The organism is Patescibacteria group bacterium (genome assembly GCA_034520665.1).
GTDB lineage: Bacteria > Patescibacteriota > Patescibacteriia > JAXHNJ01 > JAXHNJ01 > JAXHNJ01.
The window spans coordinates 691,163-698,002 of the sequence record JAXHNJ010000002.1; the positions used below are offsets into that span (position 1 = coordinate 691,163).

Annotated in this window: 2 protein-coding genes; both read right to left on the minus strand. The window is 38.5% G+C overall.

Translation table 11 applies throughout. The annotated features are described in order from the left end of the window. Window positions 1-3: 3 nt before the first annotated feature. Window positions 4-5,865 carry a hypothetical protein gene (locus U5L76_05775; protein ID MDZ7799075.1) on the minus strand — a complete coding sequence of 1,954 codons (5,862 nt, stop codon included), beginning with the start codon at window positions 5,863-5,865 and terminating at the stop codon, window positions 4-6. Between the two features lie 12 nt (window positions 5,866-5,877). Continuing rightward, complete coding sequence (locus tag U5L76_05780; protein ID MDZ7799076.1) at window positions 5,878-6,792, minus strand: hypothetical protein; 915 nt, start codon at window positions 6,790-6,792, stop codon at window positions 5,878-5,880. Window positions 6,793-6,840: the final 48 nt, after the last annotated feature.

The window sequence follows — 6,840 nt, forward strand, 5'->3', positions numbered from 1 at the left end:
TTATTAAATTCTTAGATTTAATTCTGGATTAGAGACATCATTAAAAGGCCGGCAACCGGTTTCAAGATCAATCTGGCCATTACAGTCTCCTTTGTTTTCTTCAATGGTGTTTCTAATATAATAATAGGAGCGGCAACCAGAAATACCGACGCCAGAACAAGCACCGCCGGGACAATCAGCGTCACTACCGCAATATTCCCCATCCTCCCCACCAGCTACACAAACAGTGGCTTGGCAGCTATTATTAAAGGGGACTGGCTCTCCGCCAATTTCCATCAAACTGCAAGAGGAGCGGCAACCAGCCGGATCAGTGGGATCACGGTATTCATTACAGCCACTCTCATTTCTCGGACATAAACCAACCCAATAATCACATTTATTATCTCCCGAGCAATCAGTGGAATCAGTGCAAGCTTTACCAACTTCATCAGTGTCTCCCTGGCAATTACTGGCCACACAGCTGCCATTAGGACAATCCGCCGCCTCTTGACACATTTCTCCAGTATTATCACTAGCGGCGTCACACCAGCTTTTACAGTCTTCGTCAAGCACACAAGCCTGACCCGCATAACCCCCAGAATCACAGGTATTAACACAGGCTAAACCAGTAGGTCTCCCCTCGGGCGGTGGCGTAATTGAAGGACAAAACTGGTCAGTGTTAGTCTTGTACCATTTATATTCTTCATCCTCAAATAAATTTTTATATTCACAAGTTTTGCCACCAGGATCCTTAAACCACATAAGGCCCGAACCTTCGGCGTAAGTGTATTCCTGACAACCTTCTTCCTCAGCCAAACAAGCTATAGAAAGATCTTGATCACCTTCACGATAATTATATCTATCCGGATTATTAATTAAATATTTATCTTCCCACTTAACTATACGCTCAAGACTATCCATAACCGGCGAACCAAGCATCTGGCAGCCTTTTGATGAACCCGGACAGAATTTACTATTATCATAAACTATACTTTCTACTGTATCGGCTGGTATGTCTATATCTTTAATTGTTTCCTTAAAGGGGCTAGCTGAATTCTGAGTGTTAATCAAAGCTTCGCAGCCAATATATTCTTCACTGCAAAGGTGGTCAAAAGATTTAATATAATGCACATCGTCTTTAGAGTCTTTGTAGGCCTGGCAACCAACACTACCAGCTGAACAGGAAACAAATGTATTTTTTATTAAATAATCAGTATCAGCCACTTCTTCCAATAATATATTATCCAGAAAAAATGAACCGTCGGCTGCTATAGCTAATTGTTCAAAGCCAAGAGCCTCTCGGTTAAACCTAAGCGGACCAAAAGTATAAAGATTCCACTCCGGGGTCAAACTAACCGGGAAACTACCAAAACTTATAGCTCCAGACTCTCCGACATCATCACAGGTTTCCCCAGTTGGACAACCAGAATCACTATAACAATCACCGCCACTACTGCAGGCATAAGCGTCATTTTGTATAACTATGGAATTAATATAATTGGCATTATTTGGCTTCATCCAGAAACTTAATTCATAATACTGACCCTCAACTAATTTAGCTTCCTTTAAAACCTCCGGATTAATAACACTAGTGGCCGTAGAATTATCTAAAACCCGCAGAGAGTGGCCGTCAATATTCAAAGATTCGTTGCTAATGCCGCCATTAGTCCAATTAGTAGCAGCTAAATTTGTTTCTTCAAAATCACTTTCAAAAACTTTCCGGGTAACATCACCGGTATTGCCTTTATATTCCCGACAGCCGGCTTTGTCAGCTGAACAAGTCATACTGGCTTCAGGATTAATAAAATAGACGTTATCTAAGCTTTGGGAATTATCAATAGAATTTCTATAGGTAACACATTTATCAGTAGCTTCAATAATCCGGGAACGCAGACGGTAAAATACATTTCCGCTGGTATCATAAAACTCAGCGCAATCTGGATTAGTGCCGACTTCTGAGGCTTGACAAACAGCCGGTTCATAATCTGAAGTCGGAGCCGTATCTCGGCAGGCCGGGTCAACGCCGCCGCCTGAAATATCTAAATTAGTACAAGGGGCTGATCCAGTTTCACTATCGTAGTTATTTAAATTACTCTGCTTAAGGGAAAATGATTTTAACTGATAACCACTTTCGTTATCTCCGACCCAAGTATAATAAGTGACTATATCGCTTGAATCCGGTTTAACGCACTGCTTAATTTTCTTAAAATATTCCCTGACTTCACCGCCACTGGCTGCTTTTTCTAAATTTGTGTATTCCTCACAGCCAACATCTTCGGCTTTACACTGAGTACCGGTACCGGAAATAAAATACAGAGGATCTGTTTCTGGTCTCTGGGGAATGCGTTCAATAGCCTTCTCGCGAAAAGCCTGACAACCGACTTCATCGGCTGAACAAAGATTATTGGCATAAACTACCCCTGGTATTGATTGTCCGCCGCTAACCGGCGAATATTCTTCACAACCAACATCTTCTTTAGGACAAGAAAATCTTTCACCATTTAAATAAATTTTGTTAGATTCAGCATAATTTTTATAAGAGCTTATACCACCTTCTTCAATTTGTAAATCATCAATAAAAAGATCAATAGTCGGATCACCACTAGTGTTAATAAGCAAAACTAACATATCAGAATTAGCCGGACTACCATCACTCTTAAGAGCTAACTCATCAACAGTAAAGGTTACACTATAACGTCGCCAATCAGTAGTATAATCAACATTTTTATTAGCTAGATGTACAAAAACATTTGCCGGGGGGCTTAATGTGTCATCCCATCCACCATTTTTTACTCTAAAAATACTACTTACAGGTTCTGTGGCTTTAGCATAATAAGAAGCAGTAAAAGTCCTATTCAAAACAGAAGATCCCATATTAATACCCTCACTACTTAGATAATGCCCCGTATCACCACCCGTACAATCAGTATTATGATGAAGTAATTTTATAGCGACTGAACCGCTATGAGCCTCGCTAACTGCTTCTACTTCAACGCCACAATTTAGACTGGGGTTTTTATAATATACTCCATAAATTTCATCTTCTATTCCATCATCAATTTCTCCGGAATTAGGAACAATCGCAGCTGGCCAAGCCTCATAATATTCAAAACTTGAACTATTTTCTAAGTTTGTTCCTTGAGACATGCGGATAAATTCCTGGCAGCCTTTATCAGACTCTTCACATTCGGCCACATCTCGGTCTAAATATATTTTATTGCCGGTACTGGGGCAAGTCCAGGTGCTGTTTGCTTGATCATAATCCTGGCAATACCATTGGCAGCCGGCATTAGTGGAATCACAACCGTTTGTATCCACAGTATTGGTTAAATAGGAATATTCCTCGCCTGATTGAACAGCAAAGGTTTGGCAGGAAGCATATTGGCGCGGGCATTCCTCTCCGTTGAAACCCCAGATTGGCCTTTCTTCAAAACAATAACCATATTTAATACATTTACCCTGATCATCCTCTTTTAAACAAGAAATTTCGTCAATACAAGTATTAGAATCCCTCATAATCTGCCATTGGCCAATATCATCGGCGTAATCTCCTTCACGGCCAGAATAACAATTTGCTTCTCCGTCACTGTTAGTATCATCAGCACAAATATAATCCCGGCTTATAATTTCATTTCCGGCTCCGCTTTTTTCACAATAAGTAGCCGACAGTTTTAAAACCCAGTTAGGATCAATTAAACCGCAAAAGGGAGAAGCTGATGACTGATATTGGCAATAAGCTTCGTTTTCGCTGACGCAATGACCGGAAGTACCGCCAAAATTATCAACACACATTTCACTAGGGCCGCAATCACTGTCATCATTACAAAAATAATAACAATGAGAAGTATCATCGCTAGTCTCATGAGCACAGACCTGGTTACAATCGGTATCACTGGTACATGAAACCGATGGTTCGTTTATACAAAAGGTACCACTACATACTCCAGTACAGTCTCCACTGTTATTACAAGTAGGATAAATGGAATCGTCATAACAATCGCTATTATTAACACAGGTCTCTTCAGAATGGCTACAGGTACTTTCTCCGCCTGGTTCACAATTATTATATTCGTTCATTATTTGTTTTAAAGAAATACTCTGCGGATTTTCTCTTATCCACTCAGCGGCCAACTCCCAGCCCACGGGCACTACCCGGTACTTTCTTAAATATAATATAGTTCGGTAAGAGATACCAGAATCAATAGAGGGCTGGCGTCCTTCAATATCAAAACCAAAAATACCGCCAATTAATCCTTCTTCAAGAGCCTTTTTAACGGTCATCTTCTCATTTATGGCTGTTCCAAAACCAGAATCAATAATGCCTTCTGAAGTTAAATTCCCGCTATTTATCGGGTCTTGCCCGGGACTGCCCCGGCTATATTCTACTTTGGCAATAGAAGAGAAACGCAGTTTGGCCGCGGCTGTACCGACTGGCCCGCCAGAGCCAAACATAAGCTGACTAAGTTTTGAGCCGCCACTCGGACTACTTTCACAAGCCGCCTGATTTAAGCCGCACCCGCCAAAAATTCTTTCTATTAATTTATTGATTAAAGTATTAGTAAAAATAGTAATAGAGTCAGCATACCAGGAACCAGTATAGGCTACCGCCGGTTCAGTCCCTTTATCTAAAGCAAGATTACCGCGGGCGTGAACAAATTCCAGGGGAGATAAAATACTTTTACTAACAGTAGCCGTTACCGGCTTAATCTGTCCTTCTGCAAGAGTCTTTTCTCTTGATAATTCTGCCTGCGTTTTTTCATTAATATGTTCATAAGTAAGCAGTAATTGGCCAATATCATTTTCTTCTGGTTTGAGAAATATATCAACTGTGTCACCAATTAATTTACCACCGGTTTCATCAGCCATAGTTTCTACATTAGTCCAAATATCACTAGCCTTACACTGGGCTTTTCTCGGCTCATAATTATTACAATTTCTCATACATTTAGTCCGGTCACTAGTGGCTTCCTGACTTTCTTCAATTGATATATTTTGTAAAGTATAGATACAAGCTCTTAAATTTTCCAAGGTGGTTGGGAGTTTCTCCATATTATCCGGATTATCTTCATACTCAGCCTCCATACAAAGCATACCCGGAGACGGAGGACCAACGGTTTCTTCTCCTACACATTTAACCGGGCAAGGAAAATTATCACCATACATTTTTTTAAATTCATCAAATCTTGTTGAAGTTTTATCATCTCTCTTGGCATCTGAAGCAAACTGTTGGTAATAGTTTAAAATACCTGTTTTAGGCACCTTAGTGTCATCAATAAATTCTACTTTATCCTCATTAAATTTTTCTCCTACACTACTAATTTTACTGTTATAGGCCCACTCACAACTGTCTTCACACCAGGTATTGGGATTAAAAATTCGGCCCAAGCCGAAGGTAATATTCATTTTAACACCGATATTTGGCTCACACATATTAACACCAAAAACATTAGCCCCTAAGGTATAAAGGGCGTCCCCAGCGGCCGCATCTGTCAAATCTTTCCAGTAATTAGGGTCTGTAATAAAAAGCGGCTTCTGGCCGGTACCGGCTGAAGCCAGCCAAGTAGCTGTGTCTTGAGCTAACCGGCCTACGTATACTCTTAAAGCATTTTTATAAGCCACATCACCGGCTACTTGCAATCTATCCTTAATTTTATCCCATATGCTTGTTTTAGTATCATCCGCTGCTTCTCTTACATCATCCGCTGCTTCTCTAACACTCTCTGTACTTATAGCTTGATAAACACTTGGATCAAATACTAGTCCTCCAAATTGTGCTTTAGCTTTATTGGCTTTTATAGCTATAAATAAAAAAGAAAACAAAAACAGCAGTAAAAAAAAGCTGTTGATTATTTTCTTATTTAAATTATTATTTTGTTTAAATCCCATCCTAAAATTTATTTAAAGCTCTTGTTCTTCTAAAGCCTTGAGGAATACTGCTTTTAAAGTTTCGTCATCCACTCCGCTAAGCTCTTCTTCACTTATTCCATATTCTATTAAAAAGCTTCTTATTTCATCAGCTGATAAATTCTCTAGATAATTAGTGATTTCTTCTTCTGGTAATTCTGATGTGTTTATATTAGAAGGTAAATTAGTGTTAGATGAAACTGAAGTTGAAGAATTAGAATTATTTATATTTAAATTGCTATTTGCATTAACATTAGTTTGGCTAGTTTCATTTATGGTTTGCTTATAAACTTCCATCAATTCCTCATCACTGATGTTTTCCAGCATATACTGCGGCACACCGGCGTTTTTTAAAGTCTGCCTTAATGAATCAGTATTGGCTTGTCCAGTTATTAAAGTATTATTGGTATTTCCGTTTTGATTTGAAGTATTTGTATTAGTTCGGCCACTTATTCCACTGCAATCAATTCCGGCCGGGCAATTGGGATCATTATCTGAATTTATTTCTTCTTTATCTTCAAACCCATCACTATCTGAATCTTTTAGATAAGGCGAAGTATTATAAAAATAAAGTTCATCATAATCAGAAAGTCCGTCTGAGTCAGTATCTTTGGTTTTAAGCGAATCAATTTCATTAAGCTGTTGATCACTTAAGCTGGAGGTACTGTTTATACTTAATTTAGTTTGAAATGGAGAATAGATATTCTTATATATTTGAAAAAAACCGAGAAAAAGAGCAACAAGACTTATTATTCCGATAAAAATAAATGGTTTTTTGGCATTTGAAGATTCATCTGATTGACTTTTATCTGCCTTATTTCTTTCTTTTCCTTTTTTTAGAAAATTAATTTCACTATTATTATCAGCCATTTTATTATAAAAGAAAAACAATAAATTAACTAATTTCATTATATCACATTTATCATTATACGTCAAACAATTTTTTACTTAAAGCCA